Genomic DNA, 26,204 nt, shown 5'->3' on the forward strand with positions numbered 1-26,204 from the left:
ACGAGTTGGCGGGGGCATGTATCGGGAGCGCGGGATCCGGCTCCTGATACCGCGAGAGAGGGGAATCCATGTCGGGATCCACAGGCGCCCGGGGGCGCGCGGCCGCGGCCGCACTGGTGTTGTTCGTCGCACTGGGGACGGTGGTGCTGCAGACTCCGGCGGAGGCGGCCGACGGGCCGTGCGGCCCCGAGGGCAACCCCATCGCATGCGAGAACGCGCAGCGCGGCGACGACCCCGACGTCTGGGACATCGAGGGCGCGGGCGACGACGACATCCAGGGATACGCCACCGACATCAGCGTCGATGCGGGCCAGAGCATCGGCTTCAAGATCGACACCGACGCGCTCGACTACACGATCACGATCTATCGCACCGGGTGGTACCAGGGCGACGGCGCACGCGAGATCGACACGGTGACCCCGACGATCGATCCGGATCCGCAGCCCGAATGCCGCCGCGACGAGCTCACCGACCTCTACGACTGCGGCGACTGGCGTGTGTCGGCGACCTGGCAGGTGCCCGACACCGCAGTGTCGGGCGTGTACATCGCCCTCCTCGAGCGCGACGACACCGGCGGGCGCAGCCACATCACCTTCGTGGTGCGCGACGACGACAGCCACTCGGACATCCTCTTCCAGACCTCCGACACCACCTGGCAGGCCTACAACACCTACGGCGGCTCGAGCTTCTATCAGGGCGCGATGGCCGGTCGCGCCTACGAGCTCAGCTACAACCGCCCCTTCGCCACGCGCGGCGTGGCCGCCGGGCGCGATTTCTACTTCTCGGCCGAGTACGCCATGGTGCGCTTCCTCGAGCGCAACGGCTACGACGTCTCGTACACGACGGGAGTCGACTCGGATCGGCGGGGGCACCTGATCCGCAATCACCGCGTCTTCACCTCGACCGGACACGACGAGTACTGGTCGGGGCAGCAGCGCGCCAACGTCGAGGCCGCGCGCGATGCGGGCGTGAACCTCGCGTTCTTCAGCGGCAACGAGATGTACTGGCGCGTGCGCTGGGACGGCGCCGCGGCCGGCGATCCCGCCTCCTATCGCATCCTGACCTCGTACAAGGAGACCTGGGGCAACACGAAGCTCGACCCGAGCAGCGAATGGACCGGCACCTGGCGCGATCCGCGCTTCGCCGCTCCCACCGACGGCGGCGGCCTGCCCGAGAACGCCCTCACCGGCACGGCGTACATGTCCAATCACTCGGATCTGCCCGTGACCGTCTCGGCCGAGGAGGGACGGATGCGCCTGTGGCGCGACACGGGCCTCGAGCACCTCCCCGACGGAGGCAGCGCCGAGCTCGCGCCCCACACGATCGGCTACGAGTCGAACGAGGATCTGGACAACGGCGCGCGGCCGCCCGGGCTCATCCGGCTCTCGACCACCACGGGAGATGTGCCCGAGTACCTGCAGGACTTCGGCAACGTGGTCGCGCCCGGCACGACCACGCACCACACGACGATGTATCGCGCGGCCTCCGGCGCCCTGGTGTTCTCGGCGGGCAGCGTGCAGTGGGCATGGGGCCTCGACCAGGAGCACGACGGCGCAGGGGCCCCCGCGGATGCCCGGATGCAGCAGGCCACCGCGAACCTGCTCGCCGACATGGATGCGCTGCCCGCGACCCTGCAGGACGACCTCGAGGCGCCCGAGGCGCCGGCCGACACCACGGCCCCGACCGCGGTGGTCACGAGCCCCGCGGCCGGATCGCGTGTCGCGAACGGCACCGCCGTGACCGCGACGGGCACGGCCTCCGACGCCGGTGGCGGGGTTGTGGCCGGGGTGGAGGTGTCGACGGACGACGGGGCGACGTGGCATCCGGCCACCGGCGCGACGTCGTGGACCTACTCGTACGTGCAGAGCGGCGACGGGCCGGTGTCGCTGCTCGTGCGGGCCGTCGACGACAGCGCGAACATCGGAACGCCCGCGCGCGTGGACTTCGGCGCCGACTGCCCGTGCACCGTCTTCGGCACGCAGACGCCGCGTCAGGCCGCGGTCGACGACGACGGCGCGGTCGAGCTGGGTCTGCGCTTCACCCCGCAGATCGACGGATTCGCGGCCGGCGTGCGCTTCTATCGCGGCGAGGGGAACACCGGCCAGCACGTCGGCACGCTCTGGACCGCCGACCACCAGCGGCTCAGCACGGTGCAGTTCGCCGACGACGCCGCCCTCGGATGGCAGACCGCGCGCTTCGCGAGCGCCGTGCCGCTGACGGCGGGGCAGACCTACGTCGTGTCGTACGCCGCCCCCGCCGGGCACTACGCATCTCAGCCCGACGCGTTCTGGTCGCGCGGCCTGCACGCCCCGCCGCTCGCCGTCGCCGGGGGATTCGGGGCCGAGCCCGCCGGCGTCTACGCGGCACCCGGTTCCTTCCCCTCGGCGAGCTGGGGCTCCAGCCATTACTTCGTCGACGTGATCTTCGTCACCGTCGACGACTCCCCGCTCACGGTCGTCGGGCAGCAGCCGCTCGCCGGTTCCAGCAGCGTCTCGCGGAGCACGCAGATCGCGGCCATCCTGTCGAAGCCGATCGATCCGGCGTCGGCGCAGCTGACCGTGGCGGGTCCGGATGGCGCCGCGATCGCGGGAGGCGTGTCGTATGACGCGGCCTCGCGGCGCATCGTGTTCGCGCCCACCGAGCCGCTCGCGCCCGCCGCCGCCTACACCGCGACGGTCTCCGCGCAGGATCCGCAGGGTCGCCCGATCGAGGGATCCGCCACCTGGACCTTCACGACCGCCGCCGAGGACCGGCCCGAGGGCGTGTGCCCGTGCTCGCTCTTCGCCGACAGCACCGAGCCGATGCTGCTGGAGGTGCCCGAGACCGCGGCGCTGACCCTGGGGGTGCGATTCGCGCCCTCCTCGGCCGGCACCGTCACGGCGATCCGGTTCTACAAGGGACCGGGCAACACGGGTGAGCACCGCGGCGAGCTCTGGACGGCCGCGGGATCGCGGATCGCCGACGTCACCTTCCCCGCCGAGACCACGCAGGGCTGGCAGACCGCCGTGTTCGACCAGCCCGTTCGTCTCGACGCCGGGGCCGAGTACATCGCCGCGTACGCAACGACCGTCGGGAACTACGCGTACTCGATCGGATCCTTCGACGACCCGCTCGTGCGCGGACCGCTGACCGCGCCCGCGAACGCCGGGGCGTACTCGTACGTGGGCGGATTCCCGGGCGAGCGCAGCCCGGGCGACTACCTCGTGGATGTGGTGTTCACCCCCGACGCGGCTGTGCCCGCGCTGGTCGAGGCGACCCCGGGATCCGGGGCGGTGGGCGTGTCGGTGTCGACCCCGGTCGAGGCGCGGTTCGACCGGCCGCTCCCCGCCGAGGCCACGCTGACCCTGAGCTCGGCGGCCGGACCGGTCGCAGGCACCGCCGCGCTGACCGAGGGCGGGCTCGTGCTGGCCTTCACCCCCGCCGCGGCGCTCGAGCCGCGCACCGTGTACACCGCCACGGTCTCCGGATCCGGCGGCGGCGACGTGCAGTGGAGCTTCGAGACCGCGGACGCCGACGGCTGCCCCTGCACGCTCTTCGGCGGCGAGACGCCGGTGACGGGGTCGGCCGCCGACGGCGCCCGGGTCGAACTCGGCATGCAGTTCACGCCGTCGGAGGCGGGGGTGATCACGGCGATCCGGTTCTACCGCGGGCCGGGAAACCCCGGTCCGCACTCCGGCACGCTGTGGAGCGCCTCGGGCGATCCCCTCGCGACGGTGACCTTCCCGGAGAGCGGCGTTGGATGGCAGACCGCGCCGCTCTCCGAGCCCTACGCCGTGCAGGCGGGAACGGCGTACGTCGTGTCGTACCTCGCCCCGTCGGGCGGCTATGCGGCGCAGGCCGACCGCTTCGCCGCGGGCCCGATCACCGCAGGCCCCCTCACGGCGTCCGCGCAGAACGGGCGCTACGCCTACGGCGGCGGCTTCCCCCAGGACACCTGGCGCGCCACCAACTACTACGTCGACGTGGTCTTCGAGCGGGGGTGAGTCGCGGGCCCGCCGCCCGGTGGGTGCGGCGGGCGTCCGGGGTTGGGTCGGGCGTTGACTAGTCTTCCGCGGGATTACTAGTCCCGCCTGGACTAGTAATCCCGCGTGGGACTAGTCAATGACCGGTGAGGTGGCACCCCCGGCGCGTCATCACCCGGCTGGCCGGGGTCAGTGGCGCGGTCGACGGACGGTGCGCCCGCCGTTCGCGATGGACGCGATCACACGAGGGTCGACCGGACGGATCCGGGGCACTCCCGCACCGATGAGGATCCGATCCAGCCGCGCGGGCGTCATGACGTCGCCCCACTCCCAGTGCACCGATCGCTCGACGGCGACCTGCAGTTCGATGTCGCGACGGCGCTGATCCCGGATCTTCGCCTCGGCGTCGAGGATGTCGCCGCGGAAGTACTTCTCGTCGCCGTCGGCGTCGCCGGCGACGCCGACGGACGGCCAGTAGAAGTCCGGGCGGCGTTCTCTGTCATCGAGCAGGAACGTCCGCTGCAGTTCCGGATCCTCGAATCCGAGCAGGCTGATCATCACCCGGCTCACGCTCTCGAGCACCGACTCGGCGGCGGCATCCGCGCGCCGCACAGCGTCCCATGCGCGAGAACGGCCGCGCGGATTCCGCTGCGCCCGGAGCCGGTCGGCGATCTCATCCAGATTCGCGCCCATCCGAAGCGCGGCGTCGAGGGTGGCGACGCCGAAGGCGAGCGGCAGCACCCGGATGAGATCGACGACCGTGTCGACCAGCGTCGTCACGCGCACCCCGTTGATCCGGGTCTCTTCTCGCCCGTCCACGCCCGTATGGGTCAGCACGTCCTTCTGTCGATAGGAGTGACCGGCGATGTCGGCGAAGACGTGCACGTAACGGGGTTCTCCGAAGACGGGCAGGCCGAGCTCGGATGCCGCGGATTCCCATCCGAGCAGCGGATCCGCCAGCGCGATGGTCGCGGCGCGCACTCGTTCGCGATAGCGCTCCCATGGTGCCAGCGCGTGCCAGCGCGTCTTGCGCGCGCGCACTCCCCGCCGCACGAACTCGGTGCCGCGGCGGTCTTGCGCGGGGGAGTTCTGGTGAGTCCACACGAGGGGCGACTTCTCGATCATCCGCCTACGTTGACGGATCCGCGGCGCCGGATCATCGAGATGCGCGGCCTGTGGACACCGCTGGCCCCTGTGCCGCTCGGTGGACGAGTCTCGGGGCGGGATCAGCCTGCGTCCGTCCTCACGTCGAGGCGTTGACTTGTCTTCCGCGGGATTACTAGTCCAGCCTGGACTAGTAATCCCGCGCGGGACTAGTCAACGCCCGAACGCCGAGCCACCGGGACCCGCGCAAGCCGCCCGCGACGCCGCAACGCGACCGCCCACGGGCCCACGGACCCGCGACCCGCTGCCCGCGCCGCCCCGCCGCCCCGCCGCCCGCGCCGCCCCGCCGCCCGCCCGCCGCCTGCGCGTCAGCGCGCGGCGGATCCGGCGGCGTAGCCCTCGGCGTAGGCCTCGTCGTAGCCGAGGCGGAACATGTCGCGCTCGCCCGTGCGCGGGATGCTGCGCGCGCCGGGCAGATCGAGGTCGCCCACGAGGTCGGCGCGGCCGCGCACAACGGCCACCGGCATGCCGGTGGCCTTGCGCTTGACGAGGTCGGCGGCGGCGCACAGCTCGTCGGCGACGCATGGGAGGGTCACCGCGAGCGCGCGTCCCTGCGCGTCGGTCGAACCGCGCAGGTCGTCGAAGACGTGCACGCCGGCGGCGCCGATGGCGTTGTCGGTCTGCCCGTCGCGCCAGGCGCGGCCGAGCGTGTCCGACACCAGCACCCCCAGCTGCACGCCGAATCGGTCGCGAAGACCTTGCGCGAGCGCACGCGCGGACGCATCCGGATCCACCGGAAGCAGCAGCACCGTGCCCTCGGGGGTGTTCGAGGCGTCCACGCCGGCCGCGGCCGACACGATGCCGAGGCGGTTCTCGACGATGCGGGTCACGTGCGAGCCGTCGGGCGACGTGCGAGTCGCGACCACGCGCACCGTCTCCGAGGTGATCGCGTCCTCACGGTCGGCGGCCTCGACGAAGCGGCCCTCCGCCTTCGAGACGATCTTGCTCGTCACGACCAGGATGTCGCCGTCCCGCAGCGGCGTTCCCGACGCGTCGACGGCGTCGCCGATCAGCGCGACCAGGTCGGATCCGGCCGTCACCTCGCCGATGCCGGCGAGCGCCCAGACAGAGAGCACCGGATCAGGGGCGGACGTACCGCACCTCGGTGATCGTCTCACCGAGGAAGATCTCGTCGCGCTTGCCGTCGACGTGGAAGCCGCGCTTCTCGTAGAAGGTGCGCGCGCCCGGGTACTGCTCGGCCAGCCAGAGGTAGAGCGGCTCGCCGTCGTCGACGACCGCGTCGAACAGCTTGCGGCCGATGCCCTTGCGGTGCCACGAATCGAGCAGGTACACGAAGTAGAACTCGCGAGCGGCGGGGGCGTCCGCGTCGCGCGCCGGACCGGAGGCGGCGAAGCCGATGATCTCGCCGTTGACGAGCGCGGCGGCGTGGCGGATCTCGTCGCCCTGGTCGGCGTAGTGGGTCCACAGCTCCGCCAGTCGGCGGGGCGAGACGTTCTCGAGCGTCGCGGTCGAGATGATCCCGTCGTAGGTCTCGTGCCACACCTGGGCGTGCACGCGGCCCATGGCCTCGGCATCCACGTCGCGGATCGGGCGGATCAGCACATCATCGAGCGTTTCGGTCCCCATGGGGCAGAGCCTACGCACCCTGCTCGACACGGAGGAAATCGAGCGGGATCGTTGTCGGAGAGTGACAACGAAGACGCCGTGCTCTGGCCGGTCGTGCCAGCATCGGCGTCCGTGAACGTTCTCTGGCGCACCCTGCTCGTGATGGCCGTGGCCCGGCGTCGCCGCCGTCGCGAGGGTCGTCTCCCCGCCACGGCGGTGGGACGCATCCGGATCACCACCCTGCCCACCGACATCGACCTGCTGCGACACATGAACAACGGCCGCTACCTGTCGCTGTTCGACCTCGGGCGGTGGGATCTGATGGTGCGCACGGGCCTGCTCGAGGTGCTGGAAGAGCGCGGCTGGTATCCGGTCGTCGGCAGCGAGACGATCACGTTCCGCAGGTCGCTGAACCTCTGGCAGCGGTTCGAGCTGCAGAGCAGGTGGATCGGCCACGACGACCGGGCGATGTACCTCGAGCACCGCGCGGTTGTGAACGGTGAGGTGTACGCGACGGCGACGATCCGGGCCCGCATGCTGAGCCGCAAGGGCGGCACGGTGCCGATCCAGGACGTGCTCGACGCGCTCGAGCTGCCGGAGGAGCTTCCCGTCGTGCCGAGCTGGATGCACGAGTGGGCCGAGCACGTCGCCCTGCCCTCGACCCGCCGCCCGGCGCCCAGCGACTGGGATGGTCCCCGCTAACCTGACCTGCATGTTCGCCATGCGCATCGCCACCGATGTGTGGCGCATCGTGTCGCACCGGTGGATGCCCCTGCTCTCCTGGTGGATCGCCGGCGTGGTGCTGCGCGATCTGATCCTGCACGCGGCCGCGCAGGTGGCGGGCTTCAGCCCCTGGGTCGCGGTGTTCGTGGTGGCGCTGGCGATGCTGATCCGGCTCATCGCGTTCGTCGCGATGCTCATGGTGGTGCGCGACGAGCTCGACGGGCTGGCGGATCCGCATCCGCCCGGAATCGGCGAGTTCCTGCGCGCGGTGCTCGGCGCCGCGGGCCCCTTCGCGGTCTTCTACTACGTGAGCGGCCTGCTCGAGCAGGACTGGCGTTCGTACATCGAGCTCGCGGGCGACGCGCATCTGGGCACCTGGCTCGCGACCGGCGAGACGCCCGACCTGGGCGTCATCGGCTTCAACCTGCCCACGGCCGCGGTGATCGTCGTCTGCCTGGGGCTGCGGATCGCCTGGGGCCGCGCGCAGTCGCGCCTCGTGTGGTGGCTGGCGGCTGTCGCCGTGCTGCTCGAGGTGCTGTGGGTGTTCTTCACCGAATACGCGTTCGACGACGCGCTCGGCCTCGTCGGCGGCTGGCTCGAGGGGCGCCAGGTGGGCGTGTGGCTCACCGACGCCCGGGCGGCGCTGGCCGAGTGGGCCGCGCCGCTGGCCGTCGTGTGGGACGCGATCTCGCCGGTTGTGGCGATCCTTTTCGAGGCGCTGTTCGTGCCCATCGCCTGGATGCTCGCCGCGGCGACCGTGTACGGCCGCGCCATCGCCGACGACGACGCCCCGCGCGCCCGCGTCTCGGCGGGCCGCAGGATCGGAGACGCCGTGGTCGGCGAGGTCGTCGATCAGACCGACACCCTGCGCGACGCGTTCCGCCTGATGCGCCGCACCGGCCCGCTGCTCATCGCGACGTACTGCCTCGTCTACGCGCTGGTCGGCCTGTTCGAGCCGGTGGTGCTGTGGGTGGCCTCGCGCCTCGTCGGCCCACACGGACGCGAGGGCCTGCTGCACGCGGCGCTGCCGGCGCTCACGCTCATCCCGACGCTGATCGTCACCCCGCTGCTCACCGCGCTCGTCGCGGCGGCCTGCAACGCGGCGGTGGCCCGCTTCGCACCCGGATCCCTCGTGGCGGAAGAGGACGGATCCGGATCAGGAGGGCCCGTCGACGACGAAGCGCAGCTGCTCGCGCCCGTCGTCTCCCGTGATGTCGACCGCGACGAGCAGGTCGTCGGAGATGTCGCCGGGCACGAGGAAGAGCGCCCGCAGCTCTCCGGGGGCTGACGACTCGGCCGCGCAGGACTCCGAGCGCTCGACCTCGTCGAAGATGGCGCCGACCTCGGGCGACCAGGAGCGCGGTGCGACGGCTCCCGGCCGGTGCTCGATCACGGCGCGGCTCGGAGCCTCCGCCAGGAACTCGATCCGGCACGTCAGCTCACCGTCCGTCGGCGCGTACGGCACCACCGCTTCGAGCACGCGGGCGCCCGTCGGGAGCGGATCGTCGGGGTCGCGCAGGCCGGTGAGGTCACCGACCTCGGCCGGGCCCCAGGTCGCGCCGTGCGCCGTGGGCGTCTCCGTGGGGTCGATCAGCGCGGGCACCGCGTCGCCGCCCTGGCGGTCGTAGGACACCCAGGTCGTCCAACCGAGCACGACCGCGGCCGCGATCACCACCCCGGTCAGCACGAGGGCCTGCCGTGCGCGGGTCACGACGCCCACGCTGCGCGCTCCACGCGCTCCATCGGCGACACCTCGATCGCGCCCAGGTCGAGCTCGGCCACGACCCGGTCGTCGAAGCCCTCCTCGACGTCGGGTACCAGGCGCAGGGTGGCGTGCGCGTCGAGGTCGTCGGGCGCGATCTCGAACACCACGCTTCCCCGCAGCGGCAGGCCGGCGTGCAGCTTCGTGTCGTCGAGCGTGCCGTCGATGTGCGAGACCGCGTAGTAGGTGCGCGCGCCGACGAGAAGCTCGACGCGACCGAAGGCGGCACGCGGATCGGCGCCGGTCGCCTCGGCCACGAGGTCGACGATCACGTAGTCGCCCTCGATTGTGCCCTCGTCGGTCTCGATCGCCTTCGCGAGGCGCACCTCCGGCAGCGACGCGCTGAACGTGCGGCCGGTCACGGCGCCCCCGCCCACCTCGAGGGGCAGGTCGAAGGGCAGACTCGCCGCGCGGGTGCCGTAGACGAGGTGCTGATGCGGCGTCACCGCAGTGAGCACGCAGGCCGCCGCCGCGACGCCGATCGCCGCGAGCCACACCATCGGCCGGGTCATTCGGTCATCCCCGTGCGGTCGTCGACGGGCACGTCGAGTTCGGCGACCGGGGTGTGGTCGTCCCAGGTCCACTCGTCGCCGAGCACCTCGAGCTGCCGCAGCCGCCCGTCCGAGAACGTGACGTGCAGCGTCGAGCCGGGCTCGACCGATCCGGCTGGCACATCCCAGCGCAGCGTGGCGGGCGTCACGACACCCGGCTGCAGCCAGCCGAGCGGGCCCCCGTCGGCGCGCGTGGCGCGATCCGGCCGCTGCTCTGGGACCGGATCGAAGGTCATGACCTCGCTGATCGCGTCCTCGGGGCTGAGCGGCTGGGTCCACGGGTTGACGAGCTCGAGCCGCACGATGAGCGCCTGCTCGTCGTCGCCGAGGAAGAGATCCGGATCGTCGGTGAGCTCGGCCGACAGCACGGTCGCCGAGAGCTGCTTGTTGACGTGAGCCTCGCCGGGCTCGAGCTGCGCGAGAGGCGCCTCCTCGCGATGTGCCGGGGCGAAGCCGCCCAGCACCGCGACCGCGCCGGCCGCGGCGGCGATCACGCCGACGGCGATCCAGAACCCGCGCCCCATCGTCGCGAGTCGCACGCGCGAGCGGCGAAACCACAGCGCGAGCATGCGCCGAGCCGTCCTCCACGTCGCCACAGACACGGCACCACCCTATTCGCGGCCCCCGGCCTCGCCGGCCCGACACCGCCGTACCCGGGCCGCCGCACCCGGCAGAGGTGCCCGCCGGGCGCGAGTGCCGTCGGCGCTATCGTGAGCGGGTGCTCGGCATCCTCGTGACCACGGGTCGGCTGCTGCGGGACCACTGGCCCGCGCTGCTGGCCTGGTGCCTTGTGGGCATCGTCGGGCGCTACGCCGCCATCCAGGTGGCCGGGTTCGTCGGCGCCACCAGCGACATCGGCGGCGCGCTGCTGCTGCCGCTCGCGCCGCTGATTCAGTTGGTGTCATACGTTGCGATGCTGCTGGTGCTGCGAGACGGCCTGCGTCACCTCGGTGCCATCGCACCGCGCAGCGAGGACCGCGCCGAGCGGTTCGCCTCGTTCGTGCGTGCGCTGCGCGACGGCATCGTGCCCTTCGTCGCGCTCTACACCGCGTACAGCTACCTCGACGAGGACCGCCGCAGCTTCGCCTTGCGTGCCCTCGAGCGCCGCAGCGAGGTGGATGTCGTGGCGCTCGTGGGCGGCGACGGCGAGGCCATCGGGGGCGCCCCGCAGCACGACTTCGTCATCGGCACCGTGCTCATCTCGCCCGTGTCGGTGATCATCGTCGTGCTGGCCTTCGCCCTGCGGTGGGCGCTTGGCCGCGAGAAGGTGAAGAGCAACCCCTGGATCTCGCCGTTCACCGCCTACCTCGAGGCGCTCTGGGTCGTGCTGACGCTCATGATGCTGCTGGAAGCGGCCAACATCTTCTCGACATGGGCGTCCAGCCGCGTCGCGTGGGCGTGGTTCATCGACGTGCGTACGTGGCTGGGCGCCGTCTTCGCCCCCGCGATCTGGGTGTGGGACGGCGTCGCGTGGCTGATCGGCCAGATCGGCCAGATCGTGCTTCTGCCGCTCGCCTGGCTCGCGGTGGTCGGCGCGATCTACCGGATCGCGCTCGAAGCCGACATGCCCGATCTCACCGAGGGGCGCTTCACTCGCGTACGCAGCCACTCGGTCGTGCGCCGAGTCGAGAAGTCCCTGCGCTCGCGCCTCGAGCCCACCGCCTACGCGGTGCGCCTGATGTGGCGCGCTGGTCCCGCGCTCATCGGCGGGTTCGTGCTGCTGTTCGCGATCGTACGCCTGCTGGATCCGCTGCTCACGTTCGCCCTGACCCGCATGATCGGTCCGCACGACTTCGACACCTTCTGGTTCGCGATCGGGAACGCGCTGTTCCTGATCCCGGCCTTGCTGCTGCAGCCACTGCTCATCGCGCTGCTCGCGGGCACCTACGACGCGACACTGGTGAAGCTCGTGCCGCAGCAGCCCAGCGCGCCCGCGCCCGCGCCGGCGGATGTCCCGGCCGGGCCGGAGCTCACGGCACGCTGAGGCGGAGGAACCGCGGCGCCTCGTCGGCCACGACCACCTCGATGAAGAACGGCCCCTCGGCGTCGGCGGGCACGAGGAAGGGCGCCGAGATCTCGTGCGGATCGGCGTTCGAGCTGTCGCAGAAGCTCACGAAGTCGCCCTCGATCGAGCCGTAGGTCTGCGCGATCCAGTGTCGGCCGGCTCCACCGTCCTCGCGCAGCGTCACCTCGCAGCCGTCGGGCTGGTCGGCCGGGATCAGATCGAACCGGGCGACCAGCAGGCGCGCGTCCGGTGGCACGTCGTCGAAGTGCGCGTTCGTCTCGTCCGTGAGGCGCGCGCCGGCGAACTCGGCTCCGCCGAAGGTCGCCGATTCTCCCTCCGGCACCTCGATCGGCGACGTGGGCCGATACCCGTAGTACGTGATCCACTCCTGTCCGCCGACGACGATCACCGCGCTGGGAAGCAGCACGAGCAGGGCGCCCAGGGGAAGTGCGTTGCGGCGGAACCAGGTGCCGATGCTCATTCGCTCCAGCTCCGATCCGCGATCTCGGCCTTCTGCGCGAAGGAGATCTCGGCGAGGTCGATGTCGAGCAGGATCGCGGAGTCGAGCTCCTCGTTGACGTCGTCGTAGCCGAATTCGAGCCGCGCGCGCTGACCCAGATCCTGTTCGCGCAGCTCGAAGGCCGCGGTGGCGCGGTGAGGCAGCCCGGCGGCGAGGCGCTCCTCCGGCGAGGAGAAGGAGGGACGCTCGCTCGGCGAGAAGGTTCGCTCGCCGATGTGGAGCTCGATCCGCTCCAGGTACGCGCCCGCCTCCTCAACCGTGGCCTGCGCGTCGAAGGTGACGAGCAGCCAGGGGCCCTCGCCGCTCCAAGCGTGCGCGTCCGAGAGCTCGGATGCCCCTGCGACCGCGCGCACGGTCACGATGAGGTTGTTGCCTTCGGCGGGCTCGCCGATCTGGGCGGACACGGGGAACGACTGCCGAACCCACGAGTCGGGCGGGGTCAGCTGGGTGAGTCCCCAGGCCGCGAGCACCGAACCCAGGCCGATCAGCCAGGGCGCGATACGCGGCCAGGCCCCGGAGCGTGTGGCGGTGGGTGCGGCCGAGACGCGGCGCGGTGGCGGCGGAATGGTCATCCTGCGTCCTCCTCGCCCGTGTCGTCGGCACCGGCGCCCACGTCCTCGACGGCCAGGTCGGCGACGGCGATCGGGCCGGCCTCCTCGGTGTCCCAGTAGCCGCCCTCCGAGTCCAGGAACTGCAGCTCGTACCAGGGCACGTCGCCGATCGTCACGCGCAGGGTGTCGCCCTCGGCGAGCAGATCGGCGGGGATCGGCCACGTCACGACCGTCTCGACCGGGATGCCCGGCTGCAGCACGGGCCGGACGGTGGCGTCGTCGAGCCGGGCGATCGACGGCTCGGTGGGTCCGCCGCCGTGGATGCGATCGGCGGGCAGGGCCGCCACCTGGATCGTCTCGTCGAGGTAGAGGTCGCTCGCGATCGGCTCGTTCGTGACATTTGTGAAGGTCACCGTGACGGCCAGGGTGCGCTCGCCCTCCTCCACGAAGGTGCCGGCGCCCTCGAGCTCGTCGATCAGCACGGCGCGGCCCAGCGACACGTCGAACTGGGAACCGTGGCTCACCTCGCCCGGCTCCAGCACGGGAAGATCCTGTGGGGCGTCATCGGGCGCCTCCTCGAGCCCACCGAAGCCGGCCGTGGCAAGCAGCGCGCCGCCGATGAGCAGCGGAGTCGCGAACTTGGTGGCAAGAGCGGCGCCGGACGACCGGGCCATCTTCCACGCCCGCCTGCCGCGCGAGCGCACGGAGCCCTCCGGCTCATTCACGCGCGCCCCCCGCTCCCCGGCATCAGCGCCCGCAGGTAGCGGTCGGTGTAGATGCGCTGCATCAGCAGCACGGCGGGGTAGCTCGCCCAGAACAGCCAGCTCGCCGGGCGCGAGAACGCCCGGATGCGCAGCCAGACGGATCCGTCGTCGTCGCGCTCGACGAGGAACAGCTCCTCGCCTCGCTCGGGGTGCCTCCGGAGCGTGCCGTAGGCGAAGCCGCGCGCCCGCGGTTCGTCGACGACGTACACCACGCGGGCGGGCACATCCCGGGGCCACAGGCCGATGCGCATGATCGCGACGTCATCGGGGCGCAGCTCGCCGCCGTGTGGCGCGGACACGCGGATGCCGGATCGCCGCTGGATGTCCCAGGTCACCACAGCGTCGCCCGCGGCGCGCCAGAGGTCGTCGCCCTCGCCCAGGCGCACGCGGCGGTCGATCGCGCGATAGCCGCGCGGCGGGCGCTCCACGAGATCGTCGCGCCGCGTGGCCCCGATCTCCTCGTAGGTGAAGGCGTCCCCCGTTCGCATGCGCCCATCTTGTCAGCGTCCTCGTGCACGGGCGACGGGCAGGCGAACCCCGCCCGCGACATGCCTCGCTGGGATATCGCCTCGCGTTCTGCCGCGAACTCGTGCGCCGAACCTAGGCTGTGGCCATGGCCGACGATCTCGACCCGATTCCCTCGGATGAGGCCGCCTCCGCCCACCTCGTGGAGGCCGCCGTGTCCCTCGCCCAGCGCTGGGTGACCGAAGCCGCGAGCGCGGAGGCGGATCCGTCCGCCCAGCGCCTCGCCGACGTGCTGCAGGATCCTCAGGGGCTGCCGTTCACGCTCGGATTCGTCGACGGGGTGATGCGCCCCGAGAGTCCGGGCGCCGCCGCGGCGAACCTGCAGCGGGTGGCTCCCCTCGTGCCCGGGTTCCTGCCGGGGTGGATGCGCCTGGCGGTGAAGGCGGGCGGCGCCGTGGCGCCGATCCTGCCCCTCCCGACGGTGCCCATCGCCCGGCGCGTGCTGCGCGAGATGGTGGGCCACCTCATCGTCGACGCGCGGCCCGAGAAGCTCGGCCCGGCGATCGCGAAGCTGCGGGAGGGCGGCGCGCGGCTCAACCTCAACCTGCTCGGCGAGGCCGTGCTGGGTGAGGAGGAGGCGCAGCGGCGGCTCGAGGGCATCCGGGTGCTCGTCGAGCGCGACGACGTCGACTACGTGTCGGTCAAGGTGTCGGCGATCGCCAGCCACCTGTCGATGTGGGCGTTCGACGAGACGGTCGACATGGTGGTCGAACGGCTGCGTCCGCTGTACCGGTCGGCGGCGCGTCACGGCACCTTCCTGAACCTCGACATGGAGGAGTACCGCGACCTGCACCTCACGATCGCGGTGTTCCAGCGGCTGCTCGCCGAACCCGAGCTCGAGGGCTACCGCGGCGGCATCGTGCTGCAGGCCTACCTGCCCGATGCGCTCCCGGCGCTGGAGGGCCTCACCGATTGGGCCCGCGCCCGCGTCGAGGACGGCGGGGCGCCCATCAAGGTGCGCCTCGTGAAGGGCGCGAACCTCGCGATGGAGAAGGTCGACGCCGCGATGCACGGCTGGCCGCTCGCGACCCACGCGTCCAAGCGCGACAGCGACGCGTCCTACCTGCGCTGCCTGGACTACGCGCTGCGACCGGATCGCGTCGCCGCCGTGAACGTGGGCGTCGCCGGGCACAACCTCTTCGACATCGCCTACGCCTGGCTGCTCGCCGGCGAGCGCGGTGCGCGCGAGGGCATCGAGTTCGAGATGCTGCTCGGCATGGCGCAGGGCCAGGTCGAGGCGGTCGCCCGCGATGTCGGCCACGTGCTGCTGTACGTGCCGGTGGTCGCTCCCGGAGAGTTCGACGTGGCCATCAGCTACCTCGTGCGCCGCCTCGACGAGGCCGCCTCCTCCGAGAACTTCCTCTCGGCCGCGTTCGAGATGGCCACGCGGCCGTCACTGTTCACGCGCGAGCGCGACCGGTTCCTCGCGTCGGTGGCGCGCGCGGCGGATCCCTCGCTGCCGGTCGGCCCCAACCGGATGCAGGATCGCCGCGACGCGCCGTCCTCCGGCGAGCTCGCATCGCGCGACGACTGGGACGACGACGTCACCAGCCTCATCCCCGTGATGGATCTGAGCCGCGGCTCCTCGACGCCCGCCCTGGCGACCGCCGAGGACACCGTCGCCCTCGACGTGGCCGACGAGCTGCGCGCGGTCGCCCAGGCGCCCGACTTCGTCGAGACCGCCGTGTTCTCGCAGCGCGAGGTGGGGCGCGCCGTGGGCGCACCCGGCTTCCAGAACGCCCCCGACACCGATCCGGCGCTCCCCGCCAACCGGGAGTGGGCCGGGCGGATCCTGGACCGCATCCCCTCGTCCACGGCCGGTGACACCACCATCGAGGCGGCCCGGATCACCTCGGCCACCGCTCTCGAGGAGGTCATCGTGCGGGTGCGCGGGGCCGGGGCCGAGTGGGGCCGGAGGCCCGCCGCCGACCGCAGCGCGGTGCTGCAGCGGGCGGCGCGGGCCCTCGAGGCCCGGCGCGGCGAGCTCATCGAGGTGGCCGCGTCCGAGACGGGGAAGGTGTTCGCGGAGGCCGATGTCGAGGTCTCCGAGGCCGTCGACTTCGCGAACTACTACGCCGCCACCGCGCGCGAGCTCGACCGGGTGCCCGGTGCGGTCTTCGAGCCGTCGCAGCTCACGGTCGTCGCGCCGCCCTGGAACTTCCCCGTCGCGATCCCGGCCGGAGGGGTGCTCGCCGCACTCGCCGCGGGATCCGGTGTGGTGTTCAAGCCCGCACCCCAGGCTCGGCGGTGCGCGGCCGTTGTGGCAGAGGCGCTGTGGGCCGCCGGAGTGCCGCGCGACGTGCTGGCGCTCGTCGACATCTCGGAGGGCGACCTCGGTCGCCAGCTGATCGCGCACGAGGCGGTCGACCGGGTCATCCTCACCGGCGCGTGGGAGACGGCGAAGCTGTTCCGCAGCTGGCGGCCCGAGCTCCCGCTGCTCGCCGAGACCAGCGGCAAGAACGCGATGATCGTCACACCCACCGCCGACCTCGACCTCGCGGCGGGCGACCTCGTGCGCAGCGCGTTCGGACACGCCGGCCAGAAGTGCTCGGCGGCATCCCTCGCGATCCTCGTGGGTCCCGTCGGCCGGTCGCGCCGGTTCGCCCGGCAGCTCGTCGACGCGACGACCTCTCTGCGCATGGGGCCGCCGTCCGATCCGCTGGCCGAGATCGGGCCCGTGATCGAGGTGCCGCAGCCGGGCGGCAAGCTCGAGTGGGCGCTGACGACTCTCGGGGAGGGCGAGCAGTGGCTCGTCGAGCCTCGGCGCCTGGGTGACCTCGGCTGGGACTACGAGGAGGGACGGTTCTGGACCCCCGGAATCCGCGTCGGCGTGCGTCCCGGATCGCGCTTCCACCGCGAGGAGTTCTTCGGGCCGGTGCTCGGCATCATGCACGCGCCGACGCTCGAGCGGGCGATCGAACTGCAGAACGCGGTCGACTACGGCCTCACCGCCGGCCTCTACACGCAGTCGCCCGACGACCTGGCGCTCTGGCTCGACCGGGTGGAGGCGGGCAACCTCTACGTGAACCGCGGCATCACCGGGGCGATCGTGCAGCGGCAGCCGTTCGGCGGCTGGAAGCGCTCATCGGTCGGCGCCGGGGCGAAGGCCGGCGGCCCGAACTACCTGATCGGGCTCGGATCCTGGCGTCCCTCGTCCGGCGGCCCCTCGGGCGCCGCGCTCTCGCTGCGGGGACTCGACACCCGCATCGTCGCGCTGCTCGAGGCCGCGCAGCGCTCGGTGTCCGCCGACGACTTCGACTTCCTGCGCCGGGCCGCGCTGTCCGACGCGATCGCCTGGGAGAAGGAGTTCGGGCAGGTGCGCGACGTCTCCCAGCTGGGTGTCGAGCGCAACCTGTTCCGCTACCGCCCCACGGTGGTGGCCGTGCGCGCCACGGGGGATGCCACGTGGCAGTCGGTGCTGCGCGTGGTGATCGCGGGCGTGCGCGCGGGCGGCGAGTTCGCCCTCTCCACGCCGGTCGGCCTCCCCGCCGACGTGCGCCGGGTGCTCGGCGAGCTGGACATCCCCGTGTACGTCGAGACCGACGCCGAGTGGGTGTCGCGCGTCGCCGGCCGCCCGGCCGAATCCGCCGTGTCCGCCGAGTCGGTGGGCTCGCAGATCGCCCCGCTCGGGCGCGCCACCCGCGTGCGCCTGGTCGGCTCGCCCGACGCGCTCGCCTCGCTGCGCACCCTGCTCGCCGAGGGTGTGGAGGGCGATCCGGATCTCGCCGTCTACGCGGGCGACGTCACCACGGCGGGCCGCATCGAGCTGCTGCCGTTCCTGCGCGAGCAGTCGATCACCATCACCGCCCACCGCTTCGGCAACCCCGACGCCTGGTCGGCGGAGGTCATCTAGCCGTGAGGAAGCCGATAGAGGAGCGCCGCGAGCTCATGCGCGCGCTTGTGGCGCACGCGCGGTCGTTGGTCGGAGATCGGGCGACTGTCGAACTGGAGGAGTTCGAGGGGCCATCGGACGACCGGCACATTCAGATGCTCGTGACTCCGCGCACGCTCGGCGCTCTTTCGGTGGGGGTCATCGCCGATGATGAGTGGCTCATCCTGGATGTGGGCGAGCGGTGGGGATGGGAGCCGGACTACAGCTCCGAGGGGCTCGAGTTCGTGAAGGCGACCCTGGAGCGCACGGTACAAGGTGTCGGCCCCCGTCGTCGGCTCCTGCCGACGCGCACCTTCCCGGCCTATTGATTCGGCAACCCGGGCGCCTGGTCGGCGGAGGTGATCTAGCCCGCCCGGATCCGGAGGGGATCTCGAATCCGGAGGGCGCGATCCCGGATCCGCGCCCTCCGGATCCGGGATCCCCTCCGTTTCCGCCCCCGGCCCCGGCCCCCGCCCGGAGCCCCGCCGCGACCTCGCCTGCGGGCCTAGCCCCGGGCCCGCCCGCGGGCCTAGCGTGGGCGGCATGGAGATCACGGTGCTGCTGGTGGGAGTCGCCGTGCTGAGCGCGCTGGTGCTCGGCATCGCCGGGGTTGTGGTGGTGACCCTGCTGATGCTGGCGCGTCAGCGCCGCCGCGAGCACCCGCCGACGCCCAACCCGCTGAAGCTGCGCAACCGCGCCTGAGCATGTCACCCGGATCCGGGCGGCGTCGGCATGGCAGAATGATCGCGGCGTGCCCGGATCGCCGGCGAACTCTTCGCTCCGCCGGGCCTGTGGACAGCGTCCGCCGCACCTTCGCAAGAGGAGCGAGATGTCAGACCGAATCGCCCATCACCGCCGCTACCTGATGTGCCGTCCCGAGCACTTCACGGTGAGCTACTCGATCAACCCGTGGATGGAGCCCGCCAACCCGACGGACACGGCCAAGGCCGTGGCGCAGTGGGAGAAGCTCTACGAGACCTATCTGGCCCTCGGCCACGAGGTCGAGCTGATCGATCCGCTGCCCGGGTTCCCCGACATGGTCTACACGGCCAACGGCGGATTCGTGATCGACGGCATCGCCTACGGCCCCGAGTTCCGCTACGTCGAGCGCCAGGGCGAGTCGCCGGCGTTCATCGACTGGTTCCGCGCGAACGGCTTCGACACCCGGGTGCCCGAAGAGGTCAACGAGGGGGAGGGCGACTTCCTGCTCGCGGGCGACGTGATCCTCGCGGGCACGGGATTCCGCTCCACGGGCGACAGCCACGCCGAGGTCGGCCGCATCTTCGGCCGCGAGGTCGTGAGCCTGACGCTCATCGATCCGCGGTTCTATCACCTCGACACGGCCCTGGCGATCCTGGATCCGGTCGTCGAGCCGGGCGCGGAGCCGGGCATCGCCTACCTGCCGCACGCGTTCGACGAGGCCTCGCAGGCCGAGCTGCAGCGTCGCTTCCCGAACGCCATCCAGGTCTCGGATGAGGACGGCGCGGTGTTCGGCCTCAACTCGGCCAGCGACGGGCTCAACGTGATCATCTCGCCCCGTGCCAAGGGCTTCGAGGCGCAGCTGCGCGAGCGCGGCTACAACCCCGTGCTCGTGGATCTGTCGGAGCTGCTGCTCGGCGGCGGCGGCATCAAGTGCTGCACGCTCGAGCTGCGCGGGGCCCGGGAATGAGCATCGCCGAGGCGCACGTCGCCCACAACTACCACCCGCTTCCCGTGGTCATCGCGGAGGGCGAGGGCGCGTGGGTGACCGATGTCGAGGGCAAGCGCTACCTCGACATGCTCTCGGGCTACTCGGCCCTGAACTTCGGGCACCGCCACCCCGAGATCGTGCAGGCCGCGCAGGATCAGCTGGGCCGCCTCACGCTCACGAGCCGCGCGTTCCACAACGATCAGCTCGGGCCGTTCGCCGATGCCCTCGCGGAGCTGTGCGGCAAGGACCTCGTGCTGCCCATGAACACGGGCGCCGAGGCCGTCGAGACCGGCATCAAGGTGGCCCGCGCGTGGGGCTACCGCGTGAAGGGCATCCCCGCGGGCGAGGCGGAGATCATCGTCGCGCTGGGCAACTTCCACGGCCGCACCACCACGATCGTGGGCTTCAGCGACGACCCGACCGCGCGCGACGACTTCGGGCCGTACGCCCCGGGCTTCGTGGCCGTGCCGTACGGCGACGCCGACGCGATCGAGGCCGCGATCACCCCGAACACCGCCGCCATCCTGATCGAGCCGATCCAGGGCGAGGGCGGCGTGATCATCCCCGCGGACGGCTACCTGCGCCGGATCCGCGACCTCGCGACCGCGCGCAACGTGCTGTTCATCGCCGACGAGATCCAGTCGGGCCTCGGCCGCGTCGGCACGACGTTCGCGTGCGATCGCGAGGGTGTGGTTCCCGACATGTACCTGCTCGGCAAGGCCCTGGGCGGCGGCATCCTGCCGGTGTCTGCGGTGGCGGCGGACGAGGACGTGCTCGGGGTCATCCGTCCCGGCGAGCACGGATCGACGTTCGGCGGCAACCCGCTCGCCGCCGCGGTGGGGCGCAAGGTCGTCGAGCTGCTGCAGACCGGGCGGTTCCAGGAGCGCTCGGCCCAGCTCGGCGAGCACCTGCGCACCCGCCTCGAGGCGCTCGAGGGCATCACGGGCTTCCGTCAGGTCGGTCTCTGGGCGGGCGTCGACGTCGACCCTTCGCACGGCACCGGCCGAGAGGTGGCCGAGCGCCTGATGGCGCGCGGCGTGCTCGCGAAGGACACGCACGGCCAGACCGTGCGCCTCGCGCCTCCGCTGGTTGTGCGCGCGACCGAGCTCGACTGGGCGCTGGAGCAGCTGCAGCTGGCGATCCGGGGCTGATCCCGGGGCTGAACCCCCTCGTTCGTCGAGCGAGGGAGGGACGACCGAGTCGAGACGGGCCGAGCTTTCGCGGGGCTGAACCCCCTCGTTCGTCGAGCGAGGGAGGGACGACCGAGTCGAGACGCGCCGAGCTTTCGCGGGGCTGAACCCCCTCGTTCGTCGAGCGAGGGAGGGACGACCGAGTCGAGACGCGCCGGGCTTTCGCGGGGACTTGGGCGTTTCGACTTCCGGCGCTCGCAGGGCTCGCCCTGGTCGCTCAACGAGCGGGGGCTAAACCCCCTCGTTCGTCGAGCGAGGGGGGGACGACCGAGTCGAGACGCGCTGGGCCCTCGCGGGGACTTGGGCGTTTCGACTCCCGGCGCTCGCAGGGCTCGCCCTGGTCGCTCAACGAGCGGGGGCTAAACCCCCTCGTTCGTCGAGCGAGGGAGGGACGACCGAGTCGAGACGCGCCGAGCTTTCGCGGGGGCTTGGGCGTTTCGACTCCCGGCGCTCGCAGGGCTCCACTCCCTCAAGACGCGCCGGGCTTTCGCGGGGGCTTGGGCGTTTCGACTCCCGGCGCTCGCGGGGCTCGCTCTGGTCGCTCAACGAGCGGGGGCTGAACCCGCGGGGCTCCACTCCCTCGAGACGCGCCGGGCCCTCGCGGGGGCTTGGGCGTTTCGACTCCCGGCGCTCGCAGGGCTCGCTCTGGTCGCTCAACGAGCGGGGGGCTCCACGCCCTCGCGGGGGCTTGGGCGTTTCGACTCCCGGCGCTCGCAGGGCTCGCTCTGGTCGCTCAACGAGCGGGGGGGCCGCGCCCTCGTTCGTCGAGACGGGTCGAGCTTTCGCGGGGCTTGGGCGTTTCGACTCCCGGCGCTCGCAGGGCTCGCTCTGGTCGCTCAACGAGCGGGGGCCCGGGCGGGGCGGCGGGGGGTCAGCGGTCGGCGAAGCGCGCGTCGATCCAGCCGAGCAGATCGGCGCGCACCTCGGCCTGCTGCACCTCGTTGAAGATCTCGTGGCGGGCGCCCGGGTAGACGATCGTGGTGACGTCGGTGAGGCCGCCGCGCTCGCGATAGGCCTTCTCGAGTTTGCGCACCGAGCGGGGGCCGCCCACGGGATCGTCCGCGCCGACGAGCAGCAGCACGGGCACGTCGGGCAGGTGACGGCGCGGCAGGCCGTACAGGCGCGAGGCGTCGAGGAAGCCGAAGAGCTTCAGCAGCGGCGTGGAGGTGTTCAGCGGATCCTCGAGGAACGCCTTGCCGACGGTCAGATCCGATGACAGCCACTCGGTGCCCGTGGCGTCCGCACCCTTCCAGCGGCGGTTCAGCGGCCTGGCATTGAGCGAGAACGGCGTGAGCAGCGACGATCCGCTCAGGATGACGGCGTCGTACGCGTCGGGCTGCAGGTTGAACAGCTTCTGCGACAGGAACGAGCCCCAGGAGTGCCCGAGCAGCAGCAGGGGCAGATCCGGATGCTCTTCCCGGATGAGGCGCGTGAACCGCGCGACGGCCGCGACGGCGGCGCGGTGTCCGCCGATGCCGAGGCGTCCGAGCTTCGTCGCGTCGTCGCCGTGCTGCTTCATGCCGGTGCGGCCGTGGCCGCGATGGTCGTCGGCGTAGACGATGAAGCCGCTGTCGGTGAGCGCCGCGATGAGCGCGCCGTAGCGCCCGGCATGCTCGCCGACGCCGTGCAGCAGCTGGACGACGCCACGCGGTGTGCGCGCGGCGGGGTGGATGTCGTAGAAGATCTCGACACCGTGATCGTCGATGAAGGACGGCATGCGCCGATCCTGTCAGAGCGGCGTCGCGAGCGGGTGCCGATCTCCATGCTGGGCATTCGCGCAGAACACATCCTTAGCGAAACTAATGAGCTAAACTAAGGATGTATGCCTGACCTACACGAAGCCGCGTCCGAGATCCGCCATGCGACCTTCCGGCTGGCGAGGCGGCTGCGACAGCAGCGCGCCGTGGCGACCGTGACCGACGGGCAGTTCGCCGTGATGGGCGCGCTGCGCTGGCACGGCCCGAGCACGCTCACCGCTCTCGCCGAGCGCGAGGGCGTCACCGCGCCCTCGATGAACCGCACCGTCGACTGCCTCGAGGAAGAGGGCTACATCACGCGCGAGCGCGACGAGCAGGATCGGCGCAAGGTGATCATCTCGATCACCGAGGCGGGCGCCGCGGTCGTCGACGAGACCATCGTGCGCCGCGACGAGTGGCTCGCCCGCGCCCTCAGCGGTCTGGACGGCGGAGATCGGGACACTCTCCGACACGCCGCCCGGATCATCCTGGAGGTGGTGGACGGATGAGCGCGATGTTCCGCTCCTTCGCGTCGTTCAACTTCCGCGTCTGGTTCATCGGCGCGCTCGTGTCGAACGTCGGCTCGTGGATGCAGTCCACCGCGCAGAGCTGGGTGGTGCTCACCGAGCTCACCGACAACGACGCCGGCGCCATGGGCGTCACGATGGCGCTGCAGTTCGGCCCGCCCCTGCTGCTCGTGGGCCTGTCGGGGTGGGTGACCGATCGCTTCGACCGACGCCGCATCCTGGTCATCACCCAGCTGACCCTGCTCGCGTTCTCGCTCGCGATCGGTCTGCTGCTGCTCAACGGCCTGATGACCCTTCCGCTGATGTACTGCTTCGCGTTCGCGACGGGCCTTGTGCTCTCCTTCGACAACCCCGCGCGCCAGGCGTTCGTCTCCGACCTGGTCACGCGCGAGAACGCCTCCAACGCGGTGGCGCTCAACGCCGCGTCGTTCAACGGGGCGCGCATGATCGGCCCCGCCGTCGCGGGCGTGCTCATCGTGGCCGTGGGCACGGGCTGGGTGTTCCTGATCAACGTGATCGCGTTCGCCGGCATGCTTGGCGCGCTCGTCGCGATCCGGTCTGGCGAGCTCATCCCCCGCAAGAAGGCGGATGCCGGCTCGCGCCTCGCCGACGGCTTCCGCTACGTCGCACGCCGTCCCGATCTGCAGGTGATCTTCGCGATGGTCTTCCTGCTCGGCGCCCTCGGCATGAACTTCCCGATCTTCGCTTCGACCATGGCGCTGGAGTTCGGTCAGCAGGCCGACGGCTTCGGACTGCTGTCGTCGATCCTCGCGATCGGATCCCTCGTGGGCGCGCTGCTCGCGGCCCGTCGCGCGCGGGCCCGGATGCGCGTGGCGATCTTCGCGACCGGATTCTTCGGGGTCGTGTCGATCCTGTCGGCGCTGATGCCGATCTACTGGATGTACGCCGCGTGCCTCGTGTTCGTCGGATTCGCCGTCGTCACCACCCTGACAACGGCGAACGGGTACGTGCAGACGACCACCGACGCGTCGGTGCGCGGCCGCGTGCTGGCGCTGTACGTCGCAGTGCTGATGGGTGGCACGCCGCTGGGCGCCCCGCTCGTGGGCTGGGTGGCCGCGGAGTTCGGGCCGCGCGCGGCGATCCTGCTCGGAGCCGTCGGGGGCCTGGCCGCCTGCGCCATCGGCCTCACCTGGGTCATCGCCTCGGGCCGCCTGCGCCGCCGCGCCGGCGCGCGCCTCGGCCTCGAGCTCGCCGAGACCCGCCCGATCGAGATCATCACGCGCCCCATCCCGGTCGCCGTGCCCGAGGAGTTCAGCGATCAGGGGGCGCAGACCTCCGCCATCAAGCTCGACTGACGAGGCGACGGCGGCCCGAGGCCTACACCCGGCGCAGCGTGTCGAGGAACAGCGCCACCATCGCCTCCGCGTCGACCTCGAGGGCCACGTCGGCGCGGGGCCAGGGCCGTGCGGCGACGTAGTCGCCCTCACCGGGCTCGCGACGGTCGACGATGAGGTGGCCGCGGCTGTGGCCGCCCGCCAGCTCGACCTGCGCGGGCAGGTTCTCGAAGCGCAGCAGCTCGGGGGCCGCCACCGCGGCCACCGCGCCCGCGTCGCCGATCATCGCGTACGTGAAGGTCTCGCCGCTGGCCGGATGCACCGCGGTGTAGCCGAGAAGCCGGCCCGCCAGCTGCTCGGCCGGATGCTCCGACGAACGGAGCCGCGCGATCCGATCCGGATCCACGACCACCCTCTCGAACACGTCGAGGCCGTACATCGTCAGGGGCACGCCGCTGTTCAGCACGATGAACGCGGCCTCGGGGTCGTGCCACACGTTGAACTCGGCGACGGCCGTCGCGTTGCCGCGCGAGGCCGATCCGCCCATAAAAACGATGCGGGCGATGCGGGGCACGACCTCGGGATGCATCCGGATCAGCAGGGCGATGTTGGTCATCGGCGCCAGCGTGATGAGGGTGAGGGGCTCCGGCGCGTCCGCCAGGGTGCGGCGCAGCAGCTCGACGGCGTGCACTTCGACGGGCTTCCGGGCGCTGGCGGGCAGGCGGGTCTCGGCCAGGCCGTCGGCGCCGTGCACCCATGCCGCCTCGCGGGACAGCTCGATGAGCGGCTCGCGCGCGCCAGCGGCCACCGGGATCTCGTCGGCCCCGGCCGCATCGAGCACCGCGAGCGTGTTGGCCACGACCTGGTCGAGCGAGGTGTTGCCGTCGACGCACGTGATCGCGCGCACGTCGAGCTCGGGATGAGCGAGCGCGAACAGGATGGCCAGGGCGTCGTCGATGCCCGTGTCGACGTCGAGGATGACGGGGATCATGGGTCCTCCGGGTCTGGTGGTCAGGAAACGCTGAGCGTCGCCGCCGGCGGGCGGCGGTTTGCGACTAGGAGCCGATCGCCCAGTCGATGAGACGGCCGACCAGAGCGCGATGCCCGGGCGCCTCGAACGAGCGGGCGCTGTGCCCGAGCAGGTCGACGGCGACGCGGGCGGCGCCGTGCCGGCGCGTCCAGACGAGCGGGTGCGTGACGCCGTCGTGGTCGTGCGACGCCACGACATCGCTCTCGCCCACCGCCTGCAGGAACGAGTAGCGCTCGTCGAACAGCGTCAGGGGCTCCGAGCCCGCGAGCGGATGGTCATGCCACTCCAGCGTGGTCTCGCCGATCTCCGGATGCATCGACACGCCCCCGGGCAGCCACACGCGCCCGATCGCCGCAGCCCACGCGGCGTAGTCGCGCAGCGACGCGCTCGCGGCGTGCACCGCGAGCACCCCGATCCCGCGTGCGAGCGCCGCCTCGAGCCCTCGCGCCGACGCCTCCGGCGCCCCGAAAGCGCCCTCGCGCCACGGGTCGCCGGCGTTGACCACCAGCAGGTCGGCGCCCTCCAGCGCCTGCAGCGCCTCGTCGACGGGCAGGATCCGGATCTCGCAGCCGCGTTCCTCGAGGATCTCGCGTAGGCACTGCGTCGTCTCGTCGAACGGGTGCCAGGGGTCGCGATAGCGGCCGTCGGCGGTGGCGATCACGGCGATGTGAGGCGTGCCCCCATTCCACACCACCCCGCCCCCGCTCGTTGAGCGAGCAGAGCGTCTGCGAGCGCCGAGAGCGGTGCCCCCGCTCGTTGAGCGACCAGAGCG

The 26,204-nt window shown here is 72.0% G+C and carries 23 protein-coding genes; 11 read left to right on the plus strand and 12 right to left on the minus strand.

What is annotated here, in order from left to right; translation table 11 throughout:
• The first annotated feature begins 68 nt into the window (after positions 1–68).
• Positions 69–3,983, plus strand: coding sequence for a DUF4082 domain-containing protein (locus J5V96_RS03670; RefSeq protein ID WP_208500262.1), 3,915 nt, complete (start codon positions 69–71; stop codon positions 3,981–3,983).
• 168 nt (positions 3,984–4,151) lie between these two features.
• Here the strand turns inward: J5V96_RS03670 and J5V96_RS03675 are convergent, their stop codons facing one another.
• The 3 genes from J5V96_RS03675 to J5V96_RS03685 all read right to left on the minus strand — a co-directional run bounded on the left by J5V96_RS03675 (position 4,152) and on the right by J5V96_RS03685 (position 6,713).
• A complete protein-coding gene (locus tag J5V96_RS03675) occupies positions 4,152–5,087 on the minus strand; it encodes a hypothetical protein (protein ID WP_208500263.1) in 936 nt (311 codons plus the stop codon).
• 347 nt (positions 5,088–5,434) lie between these two features.
• On the minus strand, positions 5,435–6,202 hold the full coding sequence (cofE, locus tag J5V96_RS03680) for a coenzyme F420-0:L-glutamate ligase (RefSeq protein ID WP_208500264.1): 768 nt from the start codon (positions 6,200–6,202) through the stop codon (positions 5,435–5,437).
• A 4-nt stretch (positions 6,203–6,206) separates the two neighbouring features.
• Positions 6,207–6,713 carry a GNAT family N-acetyltransferase gene (locus J5V96_RS03685; RefSeq protein ID WP_208500265.1) on the minus strand — a complete coding sequence of 169 codons (507 nt, stop codon included), beginning with the start codon at positions 6,711–6,713 and terminating at the stop codon, positions 6,207–6,209.
• 111 nt (positions 6,714–6,824) lie between these two features.
• Here J5V96_RS03685 and J5V96_RS03690 point away from each other — a divergent pair, with 111 nt between their 5' ends.
• Both J5V96_RS03690 and J5V96_RS03695 read left to right on the plus strand, forming a co-directional pair.
• Positions 6,825–7,394, plus strand: coding sequence for a thioesterase family protein (locus J5V96_RS03690; RefSeq protein WP_208500266.1), 570 nt, complete (start codon positions 6,825–6,827; stop codon positions 7,392–7,394).
• A 10-nt stretch (positions 7,395–7,404) separates the two neighbouring features.
• Positions 7,405–8,703: a hypothetical protein gene (locus J5V96_RS03695; RefSeq protein ID WP_208500267.1), complete on the plus strand. Its 1,299-nt coding sequence runs from the start codon at positions 7,405–7,407 to the stop codon at positions 8,701–8,703.
• Positions 8,704–9,122: 419 nt separating this feature from the next.
• Here the strand turns inward: J5V96_RS03695 and J5V96_RS03700 are convergent, their stop codons facing one another.
• Positions 9,123–9,689, minus strand: coding sequence for a hypothetical protein (locus J5V96_RS03700; protein WP_208500268.1), 567 nt, complete (start codon positions 9,687–9,689; stop codon positions 9,123–9,125).
• On the minus strand, positions 9,686–10,330 hold the full coding sequence (locus J5V96_RS03705; RefSeq protein WP_208500269.1) for a hypothetical protein: 645 nt from the start codon (positions 10,328–10,330) through the stop codon (positions 9,686–9,688). Before J5V96_RS03705 ends, J5V96_RS03700 begins: the two co-directional genes overlap by 4 nt.
• Before the next feature lie 116 nt (positions 10,331–10,446).
• Between J5V96_RS03705 and J5V96_RS03710 the strand changes: the two genes are divergently transcribed.
• Entirely contained in the window at positions 10,447–11,712 is a 1,266-nt protein-coding gene (locus tag J5V96_RS03710) for a hypothetical protein (RefSeq protein WP_208500270.1), read from the plus strand.
• Here J5V96_RS03710 and J5V96_RS03715 read toward each other — a convergent pair.
• Genes J5V96_RS03715 through J5V96_RS03730 form a run of 4 tightly spaced genes read right to left on the minus strand, consistent with a single transcriptional unit; the run spans position 11,699 to position 14,056 of the window.
• On the minus strand, positions 11,699–12,214 hold the full coding sequence (locus tag J5V96_RS03715) for a hypothetical protein (protein WP_208500271.1): 516 nt from the start codon (positions 12,212–12,214) through the stop codon (positions 11,699–11,701). The two genes, J5V96_RS03710 and J5V96_RS03715, sit on opposite strands and share 14 nt — an antisense overlap.
• Entirely contained in the window at positions 12,211–12,825 is a 615-nt protein-coding gene (locus tag J5V96_RS03720) for a hypothetical protein (RefSeq protein ID WP_208500272.1), read from the minus strand. Before J5V96_RS03720 ends, J5V96_RS03715 begins: the two co-directional genes overlap by 4 nt.
• Positions 12,822–13,478, minus strand: coding sequence for a hypothetical protein (locus tag J5V96_RS03725; protein WP_208500273.1), 657 nt, complete (start codon positions 13,476–13,478; stop codon positions 12,822–12,824). The genes J5V96_RS03720 and J5V96_RS03725 overlap by 4 nt, the downstream gene beginning before the upstream one ends.
• A 47-nt stretch (positions 13,479–13,525) precedes the next feature.
• Complete coding sequence (locus J5V96_RS03730) at positions 13,526–14,056, minus strand: DUF1990 domain-containing protein (RefSeq protein WP_208500274.1); 531 nt, start codon at positions 14,054–14,056, stop codon at positions 13,526–13,528.
• Between the two features lie 125 nt (positions 14,057–14,181).
• Here J5V96_RS03730 and J5V96_RS03735 point away from each other — a divergent pair, with 125 nt between their 5' ends.
• From J5V96_RS03735 to rocD, 5 genes are all read left to right on the plus strand, one after another.
• Entirely contained in the window at positions 14,182–17,946 is a 3,765-nt protein-coding gene (locus J5V96_RS03735) for a proline dehydrogenase family protein (protein ID WP_208500275.1), read from the plus strand.
• A gap of 35 nt (positions 17,947–17,981) precedes the next feature.
• Positions 17,982–18,293, plus strand: a complete 312-nt coding sequence (locus J5V96_RS03740; RefSeq protein WP_208500276.1) for a hypothetical protein — start codon at positions 17,982–17,984, stop codon at positions 18,291–18,293.
• Between the two features lie 214 nt (positions 18,294–18,507).
• Complete coding sequence (locus J5V96_RS03745; RefSeq protein WP_208500277.1) at positions 18,508–18,666, plus strand: hypothetical protein; 159 nt, start codon at positions 18,508–18,510, stop codon at positions 18,664–18,666.
• 127 nt (positions 18,667–18,793) lie between these two features.
• Complete coding sequence (gene ddaH / locus J5V96_RS03750) at positions 18,794–19,633, plus strand: dimethylargininase (RefSeq protein ID WP_208500278.1); 840 nt, start codon at positions 18,794–18,796, stop codon at positions 19,631–19,633.
• Positions 19,630–20,805: an ornithine--oxo-acid transaminase gene (gene rocD / locus J5V96_RS03755; protein WP_208500279.1), complete on the plus strand. Its 1,176-nt coding sequence runs from the start codon at positions 19,630–19,632 to the stop codon at positions 20,803–20,805. The genes ddaH and rocD overlap by 4 nt, the downstream gene beginning before the upstream one ends.
• A 910-nt stretch (positions 20,806–21,715) precedes the next feature.
• On the opposite strand, the gene J5V96_RS03760 is transcribed toward rocD, so the two are convergent.
• On the minus strand, positions 21,716–22,561 hold the full coding sequence (locus J5V96_RS03760; RefSeq protein WP_208500280.1) for an alpha/beta fold hydrolase: 846 nt from the start codon (positions 22,559–22,561) through the stop codon (positions 21,716–21,718).
• A 105-nt stretch (positions 22,562–22,666) separates the two neighbouring features.
• Here J5V96_RS03760 and J5V96_RS03765 point away from each other — a divergent pair, with 105 nt between their 5' ends.
• Both J5V96_RS03765 and J5V96_RS03770 read left to right on the plus strand, forming a co-directional pair.
• Positions 22,667–23,089 (plus strand): MarR family winged helix-turn-helix transcriptional regulator, encoded by a 423-nt coding sequence (locus J5V96_RS03765; RefSeq protein ID WP_208500281.1) that lies wholly within the window; start codon positions 22,667–22,669, stop codon positions 23,087–23,089.
• Entirely contained in the window at positions 23,086–24,423 is a 1,338-nt protein-coding gene (locus J5V96_RS03770) for an MFS transporter (protein WP_236014377.1), read from the plus strand. Before J5V96_RS03765 ends, J5V96_RS03770 begins: the two co-directional genes overlap by 4 nt.
• Before the next feature lie 22 nt (positions 24,424–24,445).
• On the opposite strand, the gene J5V96_RS03775 is transcribed toward J5V96_RS03770, so the two are convergent.
• Together J5V96_RS03775 and J5V96_RS03780 are read right to left on the minus strand one after the other, a co-directional pair.
• Positions 24,446–25,393 carry a nucleoside hydrolase gene (locus J5V96_RS03775; RefSeq protein WP_208500282.1) on the minus strand — a complete coding sequence of 316 codons (948 nt, stop codon included), beginning with the start codon at positions 25,391–25,393 and terminating at the stop codon, positions 24,446–24,448.
• 64 nt (positions 25,394–25,457) lie between these two features.
• A complete protein-coding gene (locus J5V96_RS03780) occupies positions 25,458–26,093 on the minus strand; it encodes a ThuA domain-containing protein (RefSeq protein ID WP_208500283.1) in 636 nt (211 codons plus the stop codon).
• Positions 26,094–26,204 lie beyond the last annotated feature (111 nt).

Source organism: Microbacterium stercoris, from assembly GCF_017592545.1.
GTDB classification, from domain to species: Bacteria; Actinomycetota; Actinomycetes; order Actinomycetales; family Microbacteriaceae; genus Microbacterium; species Microbacterium stercoris.